Raw genomic sequence first — 19,171 nt, 5'->3', positions numbered from 1 at the left:
GAATGGGCCTATGCCCAGCCCTACACCTCCGAAACCCAGCGAGTCGCCGCCTTCGACCAATGGCTGCACCATTACAATCACCACCGAGGCCACACCGCACTCAAGGGACATCCCCCAGCCGCGCGCGGACCCAACCTATCCGGGGTGAACACCTAGCGTTGGCGATCATGACGATACTTCCCAATAGCGAGGTGGATTCCGTCTCCTCCAAACCCTCTTCCCCCGCATCGAACGTGGTCACCGTCCTGGGCCAGCCGGCTGGACTACGTGAGGCCGACCTGCTGCCCCCCGACCAGCCACTCAAGCCGTATCCGCCGTTGAAGCGATGGCGCTACAACGCCGGAGTGCGGCTGGCCATCTTCCTGGCGTCCTTTGCGGTCATCAGCTTCGGGCTCGGCATGGTCGCCGGTGTCGCGCTGGTCGCCGGGGGCGCGAGCTCCGAGGATCTGTTCCGCGTATTCAGCGATTGGGGGAACATCCTCGCGATCCCAGTTTCGCTGCTCGCCTACTGGTTGCTGGTCAGGGTTGTCGAGCAGCGCAGACCCGCCTACGAGTTCAGCGCGCGGCGGTTGCCCCGCGGTGTGCTGGTTGGGCTGGCTCTCGGGACGATCTTCATCCTGGCCAGCGTCGGCGTGCTGGCACTGTTCGGCGCGTACCGCGTGGAGGGCTTCAATCCCAGCTATTCACCATGGGGGGCGATCCTGTCGGCCGGTTTCGGCGCCGCCATCGTCGAGGAGATCGTGTTCCGGGGCGTCCTGTTCCGGCTGTTCGAGGACACCTTCGGCACCTGGATCGCGGTTGCCGTCAGCGGCCTGGTCTTCGGCTTCGCGCACATCACCAACCCGCAGGCCACCCTGCAGGGCGCTGTTGCGATCGCGCTGGAGGCCGGTGTGCTGTTCGCCGCGCTCTACGCCTTCACCCGCAACCTGTGGCTGGTGATGGGGGTGCACTTCGCCTGGAACGTCGTGCAGGGTCCGGTGCTCGGCATCGTTCTGTCAGGCACTTCTGCGCGCGGCGCCGGCTTCGTCGAATCAACACTCGCCGGCCCGGAGTGGTTGTCAGGGGGGCAGTTCGGGATGGAGGCGTCGTTGGTGACCATCGTGCTGCTCACCGCGATCGGCGTCTGGCTGCTGGTCGAGATCGCCCGCCGGGGACTGGTCGTCCAGCCGTCCTGGGTGCGTCGCCGGGCGTTGCTGGCTCGAGTCGACGCCGGGGGCGAGGACGCCGCTCCAATGCAGCCCGGCGCCTGAGTTTCTCCTGACGCAGGACGACGATGGCGCCGACCAGGTTGAACCCGGTCGGCGCCATCGTCCAGCGGTGCCTGCGATCAGCTCTCCAGACCAGCTTGGAGGTCGGCCTCGTACTGCTCAAGGAACGCCACGAAATCGTCCCCGAACAGCGGATCAATCTGCATGTAGTTGGAGTTCATGTACTCGGCGAACGAGTCGCTCTCGGTGTACTGCTTCGAGGCATCGATCCAGTACTCCTTGGCCTCGTCAGACAGCCCACCCGGGGCGATCATGCCGCGGAACTGGGAGAAGGTGACATCGATGCCCTGCTCGATGGTGGTCGGCACGTCAGCCAGTTCGGGGAACTCGTAGCGGTTCTCGGCGATCACGCACAGCGCCTTGAGGTCGCCTGACTCGAGTTGACCCATGACTTCACTGGGATTGGCCAGCGCCACATCGACGTGACCGCCGAGCGCAGCCGCGATGGCCTCGCCACCCGACTCGTAGGGAACTCGCTGGAACTTGACGTCCTGGTCCTTCTCGACCAGGCCGAACTGAATCGCATCATTGCCGGTGACGCTGCCGGAAACCGCAGCGCGGACCTGGCCCGCCCGCGCGGCGTCGACGACGTCCATGCAGGTAGTGAACTCGGCACCGCTCGGCACCACAATCATCGCCGAGTCCTGCCCGACCTTCATGATCGGGGTGAAGGAACGCCAGGTGAACGGGACGTCCTCGGTCAGCGGAAGGTTGACCAGCGCGGTCTCGGTGGCCAACAGGTAAGAGGGGTCGCCCTCGTTGCCCATGAACCCGGCGTAGCCAACCGCACCGCCGCCACCCTGGTGGTTCTCGACAGTGATGGTCTTGCCGGTGACCTCCTCGAGGCCAGCCGCGATGGCGCGTCCCGAGATGTCGGAGCCACCGCCCGGCCCCATCGGCACGATCATGGTGATGCGATCGCCCGGGTCGAAACCTCCCTCGCCGGCCGAGGCGCTGCCGCTGTCGCCGCCGCCACCACATGCCGTCAGGGCGAGCGCGAGCACCCCTGCTCCAGCCATGAGACGCGCGAGTTTGCTGCTCTTCATTACGTTGCTCTCCTTGTTGATACCGATGGATTCACTGCTTGTGAGTTGTGCCCCAGCGGCTCCGCTGAGGCTGCTGGACATGGAAGGCCTACTCGCGATCGCGGGTAGGTGCCGCCCCGTCGTCGAGGACGGCTGACGATTCGGCTGGCCGGGTGGTCATCTCTGACCTCTGGCCGACCGGGGAAGCGGTGGCCGACGCCTCGGACCTGTCCTGTGCAAGAGGCTCTGCCGGGACGGTCTCGTCAAGGGCAATGGCGGCCTTCTTCTTGCTCACCCGGCCCAGGCGCTTGGCCAGGTTGGGGACGGCCATGATCGCCACGGTCAGCACCAGGATTGCCAACGCCAACGGCTCACGGAAGATGACGCTCAGGTCACCATTGGCGTAGGAGGAGGTCTGCACCAGGGCCTTCTCAACCATCGGCCCGAGCACCAGACCGAGGATCAGCGGCGCGGTCGGGTAGTCGTACTTCTTCATGAAGTAACCCGCGACACCAGCGACGAAGAGCACGGTCAGGGCGAACAGGTTGTTCTCGACGGCGAAGGCGCCGATCATGCTGAAGAAGAGGATCGCCGGGTACAGGTAGGAGTACTTCAGGCGGAGCGCCTGGGCGAAGACAGGCGCCAGCGGCAGGTTGAGCACCAGCAGGATCACGTTGCCGATGAAGAACGAGGTCAGCAGGCCCCAGACCAGCGTGGGCTGATTCTGGAACAGCAACGGGCCGGGCTGGACCCCGTACATCACGAACGCGCCGAGCAGGACCGCGGTGGTGGTACCACCGGGCACACCGAGCGCGAGCGTGGGAATGAAGTTGGCGTTCGCCGCAGCGTTGTTCGCCGATTCCGCGGCCGCCACCCCCTGGATGGCCCCACGGCCGAACATCTTGCGGTGCGGGCTGACCTGCTTCTCGACACCATAGGCGACCAGTGCGGCCAGCGTCGAGCCTGCTCCCGGCAGCGTGCCGAGGGTGAACCCGACGCCGCTTCCCCGCAGGATCGCTGGCATCGACTCGGCGACGTCGGACCGCTTGGTGACCATGTCACGCATCCGGGTGGTGATCGGCTTGACCCCACCGGTACCGACCTGGCTCACGACTTCACCGACGGCGAAGACCCCGATCATCACCACGACGAAGTCGATGCCACCCAGTAGCTGGACGTTGCCGAAGGTGAACCGCGACTTGGCGAAGCCAGTCGACATGCCAACCGTGGAGAGGAACAACCCGATCCCGGCCATCATCAGGCCCTTGGCCAGGTTGTCACCGGAGAACGAGATGATGGTCAGCAGACCCATGATCATGATCGCCAGCATTTCGGCAGGCCCGAAACGCAGCGCGAAGGTTGCGATCGGCGCCGCCACCACCACAAGCAGGATGAGCGAGATGATGGCCGCGATGAACGAACCGATGGCCGCGATCGCGAGGGCCTTGCCGGCTTGACCCTTCCTGGCGAGCGCATAACCGTCCACGACCGTGGCCACCGCATTAGCGTCACCTGGAGTGGCGATCAGCACAGCGGCGATGGTGCCACCGTACTGGCAGCCGTAGTAGATACCGGCCAGCATGATCAGGGCCGTCACCGGTTCCATGGTCAGAGTGAGCGGCAGCAGCACTGCGACACCCGTGGTCGCGCCCAATCCCGGCAACATGCCGATGACGGTGCCCAGCGCGACGCCGATGAAGCACCAGAGCAGGTTCTCGGGTGTCAGTGACGTCTGAAAGCCCAGAAGCAGGTTCTCAAGCACTTGTCATCTCCTCAGATCAGACCGAGCATGCCGGTCGGCAACGGGACGTTCAGCACGACCCCGAAGACCCCGTAGCCGAACAGGAACGTCGCAATGCCGCCCGCGACGCCGCTCCACCACGGTTTGCGTTCGACGACCGAGATCAGGATCACCACCATCAGGCTCAACGACAGCAACAGGCCGATGACATGGCTCATCAGGACGGCCCCCAGGATTACGAGGAAGACCCAGAGGACCGCGCGGTTACGTTGGGCAGATGTGCGTCCGAGGTGATCAACCTCGTCCGCGTCCTCGATCGCGTTGACTTCCCCCGCTTCGGAGGCGGTCTGGCGCCGCTTGCGCCACGCGTTGGCGGCCTCGGCCAGGGTGGCGATGGTGGTGACCAGACCAGCGGCGAAGGGCATCAGACCAGGCCCCACCAGGCCTTCCTCGGTCCGCAGACCGTAGTTGACCCCCGAGATGAGCACCGTCAGGCCGACAACCAGGAAGGCCAGCCGCATGACCCACGGACCCACCTGGGGCCGAGCCGCGGCGACCACCGGTTCTTCTGCGACCGAGCTCACCTGGTCACCCCCGACCGCTGGTCGGCCTGGCGCCGACCGAGCGCTACCGCGATCTCGAAGGCCCGCTGGGCCGGTCCGGTGTTGGCCTTGTTCTGGCCGACGATCGGATAGGCGACGCCATGAGCAGGGGTGGCGATCGGCACGGGCAGGCCGCCCTGTACCGTCACGCCGGCCTCGAAGCCCATCAGCTTCATGGCGATCTGGCCCTGGTCGTGGTACATCGTCACCACGCCGTCGTACTGGCCGTCACGGGCGGCGATGAAGATGGTGTCGGCCGGGAACGGCCCGACAGCGTCGATGCCTTCATAATTGGCCAACTCGATGCCCGGAGCGATGTGGTCGATCTCCTCGCGCCCGAACTGGCCCGATTCGCCGGCGTGGGGATTGAGCGCGCAGACGGCGAGCCTGGGCTTGTCGACACCGTTTGCGCTGATCACACCGTTGAGCAGCCGGATGGCCTCCAGAACGGCGCGGGCGTTGATTCGGGCAGCCACATCCTTGATGCCACAGTGCGAGGTGACGCGCGAGGTGGTGAGGTGACCTGCGAAGTTCAGCTCGGAGGTCACGCCGTGGTAGTCAAGTTCCTTGGCGAACCAGCGCAGTTCGTCCTCCTCGTGCATGCCGGCGTCATGCAGGGCGGACTTGTTGAGTGGCAGGAACATGATCGAGTCGACTCGCCCCTGCTTGAACATCTCAAGGCAGTCCAGCAGGTCGCTCATCACCCGCCGGCCACCTGCCACCGACGCGACGCCGCGTTCCACCTGTTGGTCGGCGAGTCGGGAGCCGACCAGAACGACGTGACCGGGCTCTGCGCTCTCGGCGGTCGGGATCTCCACGCCCACCTCGGCTGAGAACCGTTCCAGTTCGGCTCGGGAGGCGAGCAGCAGAATGTCTGCCTGGTTGCGGTTCTCCTCCGAGGCCAGAAATCTTCATCGCCAACTCGGGCCCGACGCCGGACAGATCTCCCAGCGTCATCGCCAGCCTGGGGCGAATGCCTTCAGTCACGGGTGCACCCATCACCGAATCCCTTTCTTGCTTCATCCGACTGTTCAGGCCAGGTGCGCTGAGGCACCGGCCAGTCGCGGCCGCTGCTTCCCGGTTATCTGACACGGGACTTCGTTGTCTGTGTGATCGCTCACTGAGCGATGTGTCACTGATTTTATATACAATTTGGGGGCAAGTCAACCGCGGGACTTCTGGGCCGCCCGCTCCTGCCTGACCCGTGACCGGAGGTTCGCCAGATGCAGCGTCATCGCCGACTCCGCGGCCAGGGCGTTCATGTCCCGCAGCGCCTCGATGATGCCGCGGTGCTCGACCAGGGTCTCGGCCTGATCGGTCACCACTTGGTCGTCGAAGGACCGATAACGCTGCACGTGGCTGCCGAGCATCTCCAGGGCGGAGGACAGGAAGCGGTTGCCAGCAGCCTTGGCGATCAGCGCGTGGAACTCCCGATCGGCGTCGAGGAAACCGCGGAAGCTGGCGAAGCTCTGCTTCGCCCCCCAGGACTGCTGATACTCCCAAGTTCGCTCGAGGTGCTCGATCAGCTCCGCGTCTGCGTGCATCGCGGCTAGCGACGCAGTCTTTGCCTCGACCACGATGCGCGCCTCGAAGAGGTCTTCGAGCTCAGCCGCTGCCGGCCGCGGGGCCACTCGGAAGCCCTTGTTGTTCTCTCGCTGCACGATGCCGATGGCGTCCGCGCGAACCAGTGCCTCCCGGACCGGTGTCGCCGACACCCCGAGTTTGCGGGCCAGGCTGTGGATCCGCAGCGGCTGCAGCGGCACCAACTCCTCACTGAGGATCATGGTCACCAGGGCGTCGTACACCTGCCCGGCCAGGCCCAGGCGATGATCCTCGCGAGGATTCTGGTAGTCGTCCTCAGGGTCAGCGATCGACAAGGCGTCGGCACCTCCTCGTACACGTCGGCTCGTCGCAAATTGTATGCGATTTCGCTCAAAGCCGGAAATGCCGACGGCCCGGCAGCTATCCGATGTGGAAGTAGCGGCGGACCAACTCGTCCAGCAGGCCCTTCTGCTCGAGCAACTGGGTGCGCAGGTCTCGGTCGCCATAGCCCTGCAGCCGGGTGGCCCACGTGTCGATCAGCCCGGGCGGGAAGACGTCGTCGGTCTCGAAGCTGTCCCGCTGGGCGAGCAACCGCTCGGCCGACTCGTAGCACGACGACGGCAACTGGTCGAGCCCTTCAACCTTGGCCGCGTCGCCGGCCACGTAGCGTTGCCTGGCGAACTCCAGCATCCCCGGGGTGGTCAGCCCCTCCCGCGCGGCGACCGTGATCCCGGCCAGCAGCAGGTGGATGTTCGCCGACCCATCTGGGCTGCGCAGCTCGATGGTCTGGGCGTCGTTTGGCAGTTGCTCGATCGGCGGTTCGTTGGGGTTGGCGTTGCGGAACATCCGGTCGTCCAGGTTCTGCCAACCGAGCGGGACGCGCACCAGCGCCGACCGGTTGCGGTCGCCCCAGCAGATCGCGGTGGGCGCCTCCTGGTGCGGTACCAGCCGCAGGAAGCTGGTCGGCACGGTATTGCCGAACGCGGTCAGCACCGCCGCGTGGGTGAGATACCCGCCGATCACCTTGAAGGCCTCGTCGGTCAGCCCCTTGCCCTGGCTGAACATGTTCACCCCGTCCTTCATCAGCCGGGTGTGGAAGTGCATGCCGTTACCGGCCTGGCCGACCACGATCTTCGGTGAGAAGCTCACCTCCAGGCCGTTGCGGTAGGCGACCTGCCGCACCACCCACTTGGCCAGCGCCATCTGGTCGGCGGCCTCGTTCACCGGAGCGGGCAGGAACTCGATCTCGTGCTGCACGTGCTGCTGACCGTTGCTGACGAAGTTGCCCACCTCGGCGTGGGCGTACTTCAGCGCACAGCCCATCTGGGCCAGGTGGTACAGCGTCTCCTGCCGGATGTCGCCCCACTTCGAGAACGGCGGCGCCTCGTGGTAACCGCGCTGCTCCACCACCGGGTACAGCGCCTCTGCCGGGCTGAACAGGTAGTACTCGAGCTCACCGAGAGCCTCCATGGTCGTCCCGGTGTGGCGGGTCAACGACTCCTGGGCCTTCTGCAGGATGTGCTCCGGGGCGCTGGCCAGCGGGTTGCCGTCCACGTCGTAGAACGAGCACAGCAGGTCGAGCGAGGGGGTGTCGCTGAACGGGTTGACGAACGCCGTCCGGAACCTTGGCACCACGTACAGGTCGGACGAGGTGGCCTCGACGAAGCTGAACAGGCTGGATCCGTCGACCCGCTCCCCCATCGTGAGCACCCGATCCAGCTGCGCCCGGGACTGGATGACGAAGTTCAGCATCTTCAGCCGACCGTCACCGCCCAGGTAGCGAAGGTTCAGCATCCGGATGTCGTTGGCCTCGATGTAGGTCATGATGTCGGCCTTGGTGAACTCCTCCGACGGCTTGTCGAACGCGCGGACGAGCTGGTTCGGGTTCAGGGCTACGGTGTCGGACTGGAGCACGTCATCCTCCTCGGTGGCTGCGGTTCAGTTTTCCACGCCGCCCGGGCGCCCCGCGAACAGGTCCGAATCGGTAAGACGGCCCACCCTCAACCAGACCGACGGAGGAGAGGATTGCTTCGGCCCCGCCCGCCTGAGAAGGTTGCCCCGTGACCACCGTGTCGAAGCCCCAGATGACCGCGGTCGAGCGCATCATCTTCGCGGCCGGAGACATCTTTGGCGGTGGCGGCGCCGCGCTGATCAGCGTGCTGTACCTGTTCTACCTGACCGACATCATCGGCATCCCACCCGCCTACGCCGGGCTGGCGTTGCTGATCCCCAAGTTCTGGGACGCCATCAACGACCCGCTGATGGGCGCGCTGTCCGACAACGCCCGGACGCGATGGGGCCGCCGGCGCCCATTCCTGGCGGTCGGCGGCAGCCTGCTGATCGTGGCGATGGCGGCGATCTGGGCACCAATCGGCGGTTGGGACTCCACCACCGCCAAGACGTTGTGGGCGATCGGAGCCAACCTGTTCTACACCACCGCGGCCACCACAGTTGCCGTCCCCTACGGCTCGATGAGCACCGAGGTGACAACTGACTACGAGGAACGCAACCGCATCAACGTGATGAGGCTGGCCTTCTCGACCATCTCCGCGGCGTTGTCCACCCTGGGCGGTACCACCCTGCTCAACCTGTACACCAGCGGCCGGATCACCAACCTCGAGCTCTACCTGCTGCTGGTGGGTGTATTCGGCACCGTCTTCGTCGTGCCGATCCTGACCGTCGCGATCGCCTCCCGGGAGCGCACCCCGATCCCGACGCGCCGCAGCGGGCTGTCCCTGATCGACGTGGTGCGTCCGCTGCAGCACGAACCGTTCCGGAAGCTGCTCGTCCTGTACGTGTGCCAGGCGCTCACCATGGACGTGGTCAGCGCGCTGGTCTTCTACTACTCGCTGTACGTGGTGCGGCTGAATGTCACCGTCTTCCTGGGAATCTTCATCACCGTCAACCTGATCGGGTTCATCGTGGTGGGACGGTTGGTGCGCACCGTGTCCAAGAACGTCCTCTACCGGGCGGCCATCCCGGCGGCGCTGCTCGGCGCGCTTGGTATCGGGCTGTACCCGGCCGACTGGCCGGCGTGGGGGCCGTACCTGTGCTCGATGGTGGTCGCGGCCGGTATCTGCGGCGGTGTGCTGATGAGCTGGGTGATGTTCCCCGACGTCATCGATCACGCCGAACTCGCCACCGGCCAGCGCAACGCCGGCGCGTTCGCCGGTCTGATGACGCTGATCCGCGGGCTGTCGACCGCAGTGGCCGTCCAGCTGATCGGGTTGATGCTGCAGTTCACCGGGTACCAGGTGCCGACCGACTACTTCCAGCCCACCCAGCCGGACGCCGTGCAGCTCGGCATCCGGGCCACGATGGCCGGCACCATCATCGTGTTGATGAGCATCGGCTGGGTGGTCTCCGGACGCTACCCGCTGACCCGCCCGGTGTGCGAGCAGATGCCGCCAGCTTCGGCCAGTTGGGGTCGCCGCCGATGGCCATCAGTATGGTCATCGTTATCCCGCTCAGCAGCAACAGGCCGGCACCGGCAACGGCCACCCAGGTGACCCGCGCGTCGTTGCGTCGCATCGCAGGGACCTGGGCGAGTATGCCGATCAGCACCAGCAGCAGCCCAACGCCGTGGGTGACGATCAGGCTCAGGGTGACAGTGTTCAACGCTGCATCCTTCCGGTCTTGGCGTCCATTCGGGTGATCACAGCCTATGGGCAGCCCCTAAGCTGACCGCCATGGGCTTGCTGGACCGTCACACCCGCCGCAGGTTGGTCGGCAGGCTCGACCGGATAGTGGGCGGTGGCGGGCGAGCAGGCCGAGGCCGCAGCTCACGGCTCTCCGACCTCTTTGAGTCGCGGTGGCGCCGCGCCCTGGTCAGCGCGGACAAGCTCGCATCCCTCACGGTGCCCGAGGCGACCACCGCCGTGGCGGGCTATGCGGCGTCCTATTCGCCCAGCCTGCTGCCGCGTCCCTGGTACTGGCAGGGTCTGGTGGCCGGGCTCGGCACCATGTTCGGCTACCAGGCCGGCCTGCTGACCAGTTGGGCGATCTCCGCGGCCGCCGAGAAGCTGAACATCGAGATCAACCTGAAGCCGGGCCTGCGGCAGGGCGGCATCATGGCTGGTGCGACCATCCTCGGGCTGGGTACCGTGGCGATCCCGCTTCGGTCGCTGCGCTGGCACCGCCGCACCGCCGAATACGTCAACAAGCCAGGCCCGGACTGGTTCTGGGCGGTCGCCTCCACCGCCGCCGCGTACGGCGTCTGCTTCCTGCTGATGGCGCAGTGGCGGGGCACGCTGTGGGCGATCAACCACCTGTCGGGACGCCTGCAGAACCGCTTCACCTTCGGCCTGCTGGCCCGGTTGACCGCCTCACTGGTGGTGCTGGCCACCATCCTGGTCATCCTCGACCAAGTGATCCTGCGCGGCGTGGTCGGGGTCGCCGTCACCGCGTCCGCCCAGGTCGACCTGCGCACCCCGGACAACGTCCTCCAGCCAACCACGCCGCTGCACTCCGGCAGCCCCGAGTCACTCGAGCCGTGGGACAGCCTTGGTCTGCAGGGCAAGCGCTTCACCTGCGCCGGGCCGTCCCGGGAGCGGATCGCCCGGGTGCTGGGCGAACCGGCACTGCAACCCATCCGGGCCTACGCGTCCATGAACGGCCGCAACCTCGACCAGGTCACCCAGGCCGTCCTGGACGAACTCGACCGGACGAATGCCTGGTCGCGCCGGGCGATCCTGGTGGTCACCACCACCGGACGCGGCAACGTCAACGAGTGGAGCACCTCGGCGTTCGAGTTCCTGATGCGCGGCGACTGCGCGACCGCCGCGATGCAGTACTCCGGGCTGCCTTCGGCGATCACCATGATCAGCTCCAGGCAGGTGCCGGTGCACGCCTCCCGGCTGTTGTTCGGCGCCATCGAGGACCGGCTGGCCGCACTGCCGACGCAGCGGCGTCCGAAGTTGTACGTGGCCGGGGAATCACTGGGGGCGTTCGGCTCGAACGGCATCTTCGACTCGCCGGACGACCTGCTGGCCCGGGCCGACGGCGGCGTGTGGACCGGCTGTCCCAGCTTCACCCCGATGCAGACCGCCTTCACCGGGATGCGCAGCCGCGACTCGTTGGTCGTGTGCCCTGTGGTCGACCGCGGCCGGCACGTGCGGTTCGCGATGCACCCGCAGGAGCTGCTGGTCGATCGCAACGGGCGCCGGCTCGGGCCCTGGGAGGAGCCCCGGTTCGTGTACCTGCAGAACGACACCGACCCGGTGGTGTGGTGGGGCGGTCACCTGTTGTGGCGGCGCCCGGAGTGGATGGACGAGATGACCGGCGGCACCACCCCGATGGCCCGGATGACCTGGTGGCCGTTCATCACGTTCTGGCAGATCGCCGCCGACATGCCGGTCTGCCGTGAGGTGACCTCCGGCTACGGCCACAAGTACCACGCCGCCCAGTGCGTCCCGGCCTGGGCAGGCGTCCTCGGTATGGACCCCGCCGCCGACTGGTCGCACGTGGTCTCCGCGTTGAACACCGATGTGCCGCCGGTCGCGCCGTGACCCATGTGCACCGCCCGGCTACGGTGGTGCGCATGGAACAACGCAGGCTTGGCGACAGCGACCTGATGGTCAGCGCGGTCGGGTTGGGTGGCAACAACTTCTCCCGACGCAAGACGGCAAGCGAAACGCTGGCCGGCTCGGTCGCGGTGATCCACGCCGCGATCGATGCCGGGATCACCTTCATCGACGCGGCCGACATCTACGGCTCGGTCGTCGGACGGGCCGAGGAGTTCATCGGCGAGGCGCTGCAGGGCCGACGTGACCAGGTGGTGTTATCGACAAAGTTCGGATTCGACGCCACCGAGGTCTACCCCGACCTCGACCTCGGCCCGAAGGGCGCCGAACGGTACGTGCGGCACGCGGTCGAACAGTCGCTGCGGCGGCTGCGCACCGACCGGATCGACCTGCTGCAGATGCACTCCCCTGACCCCGCCACCCCGATCGGCGAGACCCTGCGGGTGCTCACTGACCTGGTTGCCGAGGGCAAGGTCAGGTACGTCGGCAACTCCAACTTCAGCGCCGAGCAGATCACCGAGGCCGACCGGGTGGCCCGGGCCGGCGGGCTAGTCCGGTTCATCTCGGCGCAGGACGAGTACTCGCTGCTGCAGCGCGGGGTGGAGGACGAGATCCTGCCCACCGCGGACCGGCTGGGCATGGGGTTCCTGCCCTACTTCCCGCTGTACAACGGGCTGCTGACCGGCAAGTACACCGCCGACTCCGGTGAGGGCCGACTGCGCAGCATCAAACCGCACCTGCTCGCCGACGTGGACTGGGAGCAACTGTCCGCCTACCAGCGGTTGTGCGATGAGGCCGGGCTGACGATGCTGCAGGGGTCCATCAGTTGGCTGGCCGCCCAGCGGCCGGTGGCGACGGTGATCGCCGGCGCCACCCAGCCCGAACAGGCCCACCAGAACGCGGCGGCAATACGGCGCCTCGACCCCGAACTGGTGGCGCGGATCAGCCGACTCTTCGCACCCCGGCGGGCCGGCTGACCAGTTGACCCAACCTGCTGCGGTAGCGTTTATGACCAGGTCATGTCGCAGAAGGGACGCCAATGCCCGCACGATCCACCGCCAGCACCGCCACCCAATCGCTTCTCTTGCTCATCGCCCGGCTCGGCTTCGCGGGCATCTTGGTCGGCCGCGCCTGGTTCCGCTGGCAGGTCGAGGGCATGGCGAGCCAGTTCGCCAGGGTCGCCGAGGCCGGCTTGCCGCAGCCGGAACTGATCGCCTGGGGCACCGTCCTGCTGGAGGGTATCGGCGGGGTGCTGCTCGCCCTTGGCTTCCTGACCCGGTTGGTCGCCACGCTGGTCGCTGTCGAGAACATCTTGATCATCGTGTTGCTGCGGTGGTCGGCCGGTCTGCACCTGAACGACGGCGGCTTTGAGTACAACGTGGCGCTGGCCTGCTTGGGCGTGGTCTTCCTGGCCGTCGGCGCCGCCTACGCCGGGATCGACACCCTGCTGTTCGGACGACGCCGGCGCGCCCGGCAGGCGGAGTCCAGCGCCGACCTCTACCAGCCCAAGCTCGGCTCGACCCAGGTCTAGTTAGTTCACAGCTGCCACACAGCCTGCCCAAAGCAAAGGCTGGGCATGAGCTGGAATCCTGCTGCCATGACGAACGAAGTTGAGCGGCTCACCCGTCCTGACGGCACAGCGCTGCGGGTACTCGCAGTGGACGACGAGCCGAGTCTGACGGAGTTGCTGAGCATGGCGCTGCGCTACGAGGGCTGGCAGGTGCACACCGCCGCGACCGGCACGCAGGCGGTCAAGGTGGCCCGCGAGGTCGATCCGGACGCGATCATCCTCGACCTGATGCTGCCCGACTTCGACGGGCTCGAGGTGATGCGACGGATCCGCGCCCACCAGCCCGACATGCCGGTGATCTTCCTGACCGCCAAGGACGCCGTCGCTGACCGCATCGCAGGACTGACCGCCGGCGGGGACGACTACGTCACCAAGCCATTCAGCCTGGAGGAGTTGATCGCCCGGCTGCGGGCGGTGCTGCGGCGCAGCGGCGCCACCACCACCAGACCGGAATCCATGCTGGTGGTCGGCGACCTGGTGCTGGACGAGGATGCCCACGAGGTCACCCGGGGCGGCGACCCGATCCGGCTGACCGCCACCGAGTTCGAGCTGCTGCGGTTCCTGATGCGCAATCCCCGGCGGGTGCTCAGCAAGGCGCAGATCCTGGACCGGGTCTGGAATTATGACTTCGGCGGGCAGGACAACGTGGTCGAGCTCTACATCAGCTACCTGCGCAAGAAGATCGACGCCGGGCGGGCACCGATGATCCACACCATGCGACGAGCGGGGTATGTCCTCAAGCCGGCCGAGTAACCGGACGCTCAGCCGGCAACTCGTCGTCCGGATCATCCTGATCGTCACCGTGGTGGCGATCATCCTCGCGGGACTGTCCACCGTCCTGGTCTGGCGGATCCTGACCGCCTCGCTGGACCAACAACTTCGCTACGCGGTTGGTGCCACCGATGTTGCGCCGCGAGGGCCCGCCGGGTGGCCGGGTGGCCAGGCGCCCCCCGAGGGTCTGCGGCCCGGCGGGTTGCCGTCCGGCAGCATCTCGCTGGTGGTCACCTCCTCGGGTGCGGTGCAGGCGGCGGTGGTGTGGGACTACGGGGCGGGTCCTGCTCCGGAGACGCAGATCGCCGCACTGCTCGACCTGCCCCGCGACGGCCAGCTGCGCAACCTGCACATCGACGGGCTCGGCGAGTACCGGGCGGTCGCAGTCGACGACGAGGGGACGCTGCTGGCGGTCGCGGCCCCGCTGACGATGACGCACGCCATCATCAACCAGATGCTGTGGATCGAACTGCTGCTGACCGCGCTGGCCGCCGCTGCAGCAGCTGCGGTGTCGACCATGGTGGTGCGCAGCTCGCTGCGGCCGCTGAACCGGCTGGCCGAGACCGCCACCCAGGTGGCGGCCCTGCCGCTGGACAGCGGTGAGGTCGAGATCGGCGTCCGCGTGCCGGCAGACCAGGTGGACGCCGTCTCCGAGGTGGGACGAGTGGGCTCCGCGTTCAATGCGATGCTCGATCACGTCGAGTCGTCCCTGCAGGCCAGGCAGGAGTCCGAGACCACGGTGCGGCAGTTCGTGGCGGATGCCAGCCACGAACTGCGCAACCCGCTGGCGGCGATCCGCGGCTACGCCGAACTGACCAGGCGGGGCCGCGACCAACTGCCCGCCGACACCGTCTTCGCATTGCGGCGCATCGACGCCGAATCCCAGCGGATGAGCCGGCTGGTCGAGCAGATGCTGCTGCTGGCCAGGCTCGACAACGCCCCGGAACTGGCCACCGGCGAAGTGGACTTAGGGGAGGTCGTCCTCAACGCGGTCAGTGATGCCCGGGCGGCCGGCCTTCAGCACACCTGGCGGGTCGAGGTGCCCGACCGACCGGTCACGGTGCGGGGCGACTCCGGCCAACTGCACCAGGTGTTGGCGAACCTGCTCGGTAACGGCCGCAAGCACACCCCAGCCGGCACCACGGTGACCTGCAGGCTCACCCAGGCGGACGGTTGGGCGCAGGTCACCGTGACCGACGACGGCCCCGGCATCCCGCGCGACCTGCTCGACCACATCTTCGAACGCTTCACCAAGGCCGACTCGGCCCGCTCGCACGACGCCGAGGGATCCACCGGGCTGGGACTGGCGATCGTGGCGGCGGTCGCCAGGGCCCACGGCGGCCGGGTCGAGGCCGCCTCCCGACAGGCGTCGGAGAGCGAGCCCGGGTTCAGCCGGTTCACCGTGTGGTTGCCGCTGGCCTAGGCTGGGTCTGGCGCAGCAAAGGAGCAACCTTGACCCGAACCGCCGCCGACAAGGCGTTCAACACCCTGACAGGGTCGACGTCGTGACCACCCTCAGCGACGTGGCCCGGTTGGCCGGGGTCTCGCCGGCAACCGCTTCCCGGGCGCTGAGCGGTGCGCCGGGGCGCACGGTTCGTCCCGAGCTGCGTGATCGGGTGCTGGCCGCCGCTCGCGAACTGAACTACGTCCCCAACGCCGCCGCCCAGACGATGGCGCGCGGACAGTCGAACAGCCTCGGGCTGCTGGTCAACGAGATCTCCGACCCGCACTTCCTGTCCATCGCCTCGGGCGTCACCCGGGCCGCCGCGAGGCACGGTTGCATCGTCACCCTGTCGTCGGCCGGCATGGGCGCCAGCGGCCGGGCAGAGGTGGTCGACCTGATGGCCTCCCAACGTGTCCGGGCATTGATCATCGCCGGCAGCGTCGGTTCGGACGACCCGGCGGTCGACCAGCTGGACGCGGCACTGGTCCGGTTGGGCAGGACCGGCGCCCGGGTCGCCACCATCGGTGCCGAGCAGTTGGGGACGTCCTCGGTGCTGTTGCCCAACCGGCGCGGCTCGACCGCGCTGGCCGCTGAGTTGCTGGATCTCGGCTACCGCCGGTTCGCGGTGCTGGCCGGGCCGGCCAACCGGCCGAGCGCCAGCCAGCGCGCCGCCAGCTTCGCCGATCGGGTCCTGGCCGGTGGCGGCCAGGTGGTCGCCAGCATCCACGGCGGGTTCGACCGAACCGCCGGCCACCGCGGCATGAGCGAGTTGTTGGCCGGTCCACAACCCGAGCTGGTCTTCGCAACCAACGACCTGCTGGCACTGGGCGCCCTGCGCCGGCTGCGGGAGGCCGGCCTGGTGGTGCCCGACGACATCGCGCTGGCCGGCTTCGGCGGCGGGGAGTTCCTCAACGACGTGGTGCCCGGCATCACCTCGGTCTTCATGGACACCGAACAGGCCGGCGCGCTGGCCGTCGACCTGGTGCTGGGGCCGGACGCCGGCGTCCGCTCGGTGCAGCTGGACTACCGGCTGCACCTGCGCGATTCCACCCGCCGCCAACCGGTCACCGGGCGGGAAGCGGCCGAGCAGCGCTGATGCCTGCGATCAGATGGTCGGCCAGGTCGCGGACCATCGTCCGGTCAGGCTGCCAGCCGCGGATGCGGCTGCCGAGGTAGACCACCACCAGGGCGTGGGCCGGATCTGCCCAGCCGACGCAGACGTTGCTGCCGTTGTGGCCGAAGCTGTACCGGCTGCTCAGGTGCCCGAACGGCTCCACCGCCGGCCAGCCAACCGCCGGCCCACCCAACTGGAACCCCTGCCCGAACCTGACCGGGTAGTGCAGCAGGCCGTCGGGCTGGCCGTCGACGGTGGACGAGGCTCGCATCTGGGCGACGACCTCCGGCGACGTGATCCGCACCCCGTCCAGCTGGCCGCCGGCCAGCATCGCCCGGTAGAAGCGGGCCACATCCGCAGCACTGGCCGATACCCCACCCGCCGGGATCACCGCCTGCCGAACCCGCGGAGAGTTCAGCACCTGCTCGACGACGCGTCCGGCCGGCAGGTCAACCTGTATCGGCACCGCCCGATCGAGCTGGCAGACGGGCAGGCCGAGGTAGGCGTCGCGGAGCTGGAGTGGTTCGAAGATGCGCTCGCGCATCAGCTCGGGAAGCTGCCGACCGGTTGCGCGGCGGGCGACCTCGCCAAGCATGAACCCGTAACTGAGGTAGTGGTAGGCGGCCCGTTCACCGGGGGCCCACCTGGGCCGACTGGCCGCGAGCCGGCGGGTCGACCATTGCCAGTCGGCCATCGCCAGCGCGTCCCCCAGCTGCCCGCCCGGCCCGGTCGGCAGCCCGGATCGATGCTGCAGCAGGTGCCGGACCGTCACCTGGTCCTTGCCGTGGGCCCCGAACTCGGGCCACCAGCGCACCACCGGGTCGTCCACGTCGATCACGCCGGCCTCGGCGAGCTGCCAGACCAGCAGCGCAACGGCCGGCTTCGAAACCGACCAGGTCCAGAACAGGTCGGGCCCGCCGGCGTCGGAAGCCCGGTCGATCACCAGCCGGCCGTCCTTCCACACCACCAACTGCCAGCGCCCACCACGGCGCTCGGCCTCGGCCACCGCGGCCTGCAGCGCGGCCGGTTGGATGCCGGCGGCTGTCGGATCGACCTCGTCACCAACCGGACGCCAGCCTGCTGCGCCCTGGTCCACGTCGGTCATGACGACATCATCCCAACACCAGCGGCTAGATTGCCTCCATGCTGCTGTCGGATCGTGACATCATCACCCAGGTGACCGCTGGCCGGGTCAGCCTCGACCCATGGGACGCCGCGATGGTGCAACCGTCCAGCATCGACGTGCGGCTCGACCGCTACTTCCGGGTCTTCGAGAACCACCGCTACGACGCGGTCGACCCTGCCCTGGACCAGCCGGACCTGACCCGGCTGGTGACACCGATCGGGGACGAGCCGTTCATGCTGCACCCCGGCGAGTTCGTACTGGGCGCCACCTACGAGTACGTGACGCTGCCGGACGACATCGCCGCCCGGCTGGAGGGCAAGTCGTCGCTCGGCCGGCTGGGTCTGTTGACCCACTCGACCGCCGGGTTCATCGATCCGGGTTTCAGCGGCCACGTGACCCTGGAGTTGTCCAACATGTCGACGCTGCCGATCAAGCTCTACCCCGGAATGAAGATCGGTCAACTTTGCTTCTTCCAGCTCAGCTCGCCAGCCGAGCACCCGTACGAATCGGCGGCCACCGGCTCGCACTACCAGGGGCAGCGGGGGCCGACCGCCAGCCGCTCGCACTTCAACTTCAGCCGGATCGCCATCCCCGAGAGCCGGGACGCCACGAGCTAAACCGGCGGTTCGAGCAGGATCGTCAGCCCGTCCCCGATGTCGAGGGTCCAGCCGAGGTCGACGATGGTGGGGATGCCGGGTTCCAGGAGCCTGGTCTCGCCGTCGGGTGAGATGGCCCGGGTGCCGTTGGTCGAGTTGAGATCGGTCACCTCGACCTGCCAGCCGGCGGGCTCGATCCGCACGTGGGTACGGCTGATGTCGTGATTGGGGCTGGGCACCCGCAGCAGTTCGGCCTCCGGGTCGTCCCCGGCGCTGGACGGCGCCCGGCCGATCACGAGCGGTCGCACCAGCCGCACCCGGTCACCGGCCGAGGTGGCCAGGATGGCCCGGACCGGTTCCTCGGCCGGTTCGGGTTGGACGGGCCGTAGTTGCGGTGCCGACTCGGGCTCTGGTTCGGCCCGCCCGGGCTCGGGTTCGAGCGGCTCGGGTTCGACCGGCTCGGGTTCGACCGCAGCCTCGAGGACGGTCTCGTCAGCGGCTGGCTCGGGTTGGACGACCGGCTCAGGCTGCTGGACCACCGGCTCGACCGGCACTGGCTGGTCCTTCGCCGCGGCGGTGAAGCCCTGCGGGCCCCATGGGCCGGTGGTGCCGCGCGGCCCCTGCCCAAAGCCGCGGTCGGCCAGCGCGGATGGTTCATCCTCGTCGGCCGGGGCCCGATCCGGTTCGGCGTCCGGTCCCTGACCGGGGGCGAAGGGCGGACGCTGACCAAGCACCTGGGTCGGTTCGAAGCTGCGCTCCGGGCCGGCCGTCGGTGGGACGGCGACGGGAGGGACGGTTGCGGCCGGAGTCGCGGCGACCACCGCGTCCGGCACCACCGCCGGGGTCACCG

General features: G+C 68.0%; 18 protein-coding genes. 10 read left to right on the top strand and 8 right to left on the bottom strand.

The window, feature by feature from the left end; all coding sequences use genetic code 11:
- Both WBL05_RS13715 and WBL05_RS13710 read left to right on the top strand, forming a co-directional pair.
- Positions 1–156: integrase core domain-containing protein (locus tag WBL05_RS13715; protein ID WP_424226714.1), on the top strand; the 156-nt coding region annotated here is incomplete at its 5' end.
- A gap of 35 nt (positions 157–191) precedes the next feature.
- Entirely contained in the window at positions 192–1,250 is a 1,059-nt protein-coding gene (locus tag WBL05_RS13710; protein ID WP_424226713.1) for a lysostaphin resistance A-like protein, read from the top strand.
- Between the two features lie 77 nt (positions 1,251–1,327).
- On the opposite strand, the gene WBL05_RS13705 is transcribed toward WBL05_RS13710, so the two are convergent.
- The 6 genes from WBL05_RS13705 to WBL05_RS13680 form a co-directional block, all read right to left on the bottom strand.
- Positions 1,328–2,314: a tripartite tricarboxylate transporter substrate binding protein gene (locus tag WBL05_RS13705; protein WP_424226711.1), complete on the bottom strand. Its 987-nt coding sequence runs from the start codon at positions 2,312–2,314 to the stop codon at positions 1,328–1,330.
- 88 nt (positions 2,315–2,402) lie between these two features.
- A complete protein-coding gene (locus WBL05_RS13700; RefSeq protein WP_424226709.1) occupies positions 2,403–4,055 on the bottom strand; it encodes a tripartite tricarboxylate transporter permease in 1,653 nt (550 codons plus the stop codon).
- 11 nt (positions 4,056–4,066) lie between these two features.
- On the bottom strand, positions 4,067–4,618 hold the full coding sequence (locus WBL05_RS13695; protein ID WP_424226707.1) for a tripartite tricarboxylate transporter TctB family protein: 552 nt from the start codon (positions 4,616–4,618) through the stop codon (positions 4,067–4,069).
- On the bottom strand, positions 4,615–5,454 hold the full coding sequence (locus tag WBL05_RS13690; protein WP_424226705.1) for a 4-hydroxythreonine-4-phosphate dehydrogenase PdxA: 840 nt from the start codon (positions 5,452–5,454) through the stop codon (positions 4,615–4,617). Before WBL05_RS13690 ends, WBL05_RS13695 begins: the two co-directional genes overlap by 4 nt.
- A gap of 345 nt (positions 5,455–5,799) precedes the next feature.
- On the bottom strand, positions 5,800–6,513 hold the full coding sequence (locus tag WBL05_RS13685; RefSeq protein ID WP_424226703.1) for a GntR family transcriptional regulator: 714 nt from the start codon (positions 6,511–6,513) through the stop codon (positions 5,800–5,802).
- 85 nt (positions 6,514–6,598) lie between these two features.
- Positions 6,599–8,092: a glutamine synthetase family protein gene (locus tag WBL05_RS13680; RefSeq protein WP_424226701.1), complete on the bottom strand. Its 1,494-nt coding sequence runs from the start codon at positions 8,090–8,092 to the stop codon at positions 6,599–6,601.
- Between the two features lie 146 nt (positions 8,093–8,238).
- Here WBL05_RS13680 and WBL05_RS13675 point away from each other — a divergent pair, with 146 nt between their 5' ends.
- The 7 genes from WBL05_RS13675 to WBL05_RS13645 all read left to right on the top strand — a co-directional run bounded on the left by WBL05_RS13675 (position 8,239) and on the right by WBL05_RS13645 (position 16,581).
- On the top strand, positions 8,239–9,687 hold the full coding sequence (locus WBL05_RS13675) for an MFS transporter (RefSeq protein WP_424226699.1): 1,449 nt from the start codon (positions 8,239–8,241) through the stop codon (positions 9,685–9,687).
- Between the two features lie 180 nt (positions 9,688–9,867).
- Positions 9,868–11,685 (top strand): alpha/beta-hydrolase family protein, encoded by a 1,818-nt coding sequence (locus WBL05_RS13670; RefSeq protein ID WP_424226697.1) that lies wholly within the window; start codon positions 9,868–9,870, stop codon positions 11,683–11,685.
- Between the two features lie 32 nt (positions 11,686–11,717).
- Complete coding sequence (locus WBL05_RS13665; RefSeq protein WP_424226695.1) at positions 11,718–12,677, top strand: aldo/keto reductase; 960 nt, start codon at positions 11,718–11,720, stop codon at positions 12,675–12,677.
- 62 nt (positions 12,678–12,739) lie between these two features.
- Complete coding sequence (locus WBL05_RS13660; protein ID WP_424226693.1) at positions 12,740–13,231, top strand: DoxX family protein; 492 nt, start codon at positions 12,740–12,742, stop codon at positions 13,229–13,231.
- A 66-nt stretch (positions 13,232–13,297) separates the two neighbouring features.
- Positions 13,298–14,023, top strand: a complete 726-nt coding sequence (locus WBL05_RS13655; RefSeq protein ID WP_424226692.1) for a response regulator transcription factor — start codon at positions 13,298–13,300, stop codon at positions 14,021–14,023.
- A complete protein-coding gene (locus WBL05_RS13650) occupies positions 14,001–15,464 on the top strand; it encodes an ATP-binding protein (RefSeq protein WP_424226691.1) in 1,464 nt (487 codons plus the stop codon). Before WBL05_RS13655 ends, WBL05_RS13650 begins: the two co-directional genes overlap by 23 nt.
- 82 nt (positions 15,465–15,546) lie before the next feature.
- The gene (locus WBL05_RS13645; RefSeq protein ID WP_424226689.1) at positions 15,547–16,581 is read left to right on the top strand and encodes a LacI family DNA-binding transcriptional regulator; all 1,035 of its coding nucleotides are present in this window, start codon (positions 15,547–15,549) and stop codon (positions 16,579–16,581) included.
- Here the strand turns inward: WBL05_RS13645 and WBL05_RS13640 are convergent.
- Positions 16,550–17,704: a serine hydrolase domain-containing protein gene (locus tag WBL05_RS13640; RefSeq protein WP_424226687.1), complete on the bottom strand. Its 1,155-nt coding sequence runs from the start codon at positions 17,702–17,704 to the stop codon at positions 16,550–16,552. The genes WBL05_RS13645 and WBL05_RS13640 overlap by 32 nt on opposite strands.
- A gap of 38 nt (positions 17,705–17,742) precedes the next feature.
- Between WBL05_RS13640 and dcd the strand changes: the two genes are divergently transcribed.
- Positions 17,743–18,342: a dCTP deaminase gene (gene dcd / locus WBL05_RS13635; protein ID WP_424226685.1), complete on the top strand. Its 600-nt coding sequence runs from the start codon at positions 17,743–17,745 to the stop codon at positions 18,340–18,342.
- Here dcd and WBL05_RS13630 read toward each other — a convergent pair.
- Positions 18,339–19,171 (bottom strand): FHA domain-containing protein (locus tag WBL05_RS13630; protein ID WP_424226683.1); only part of this gene is annotated, 833 nt, incomplete at its 5' end. The genes dcd and WBL05_RS13630 overlap by 4 nt on opposite strands.

This window comes from Brooklawnia sp., assembly GCF_049651565.1.
GTDB lineage: Bacteria > Actinomycetota > Actinomycetes > Propionibacteriales > Propionibacteriaceae > Brooklawnia.
Note: the sequence above shows the minus strand (reverse complement) of the source record. Positions and strands in the feature narration are given on the sequence as shown.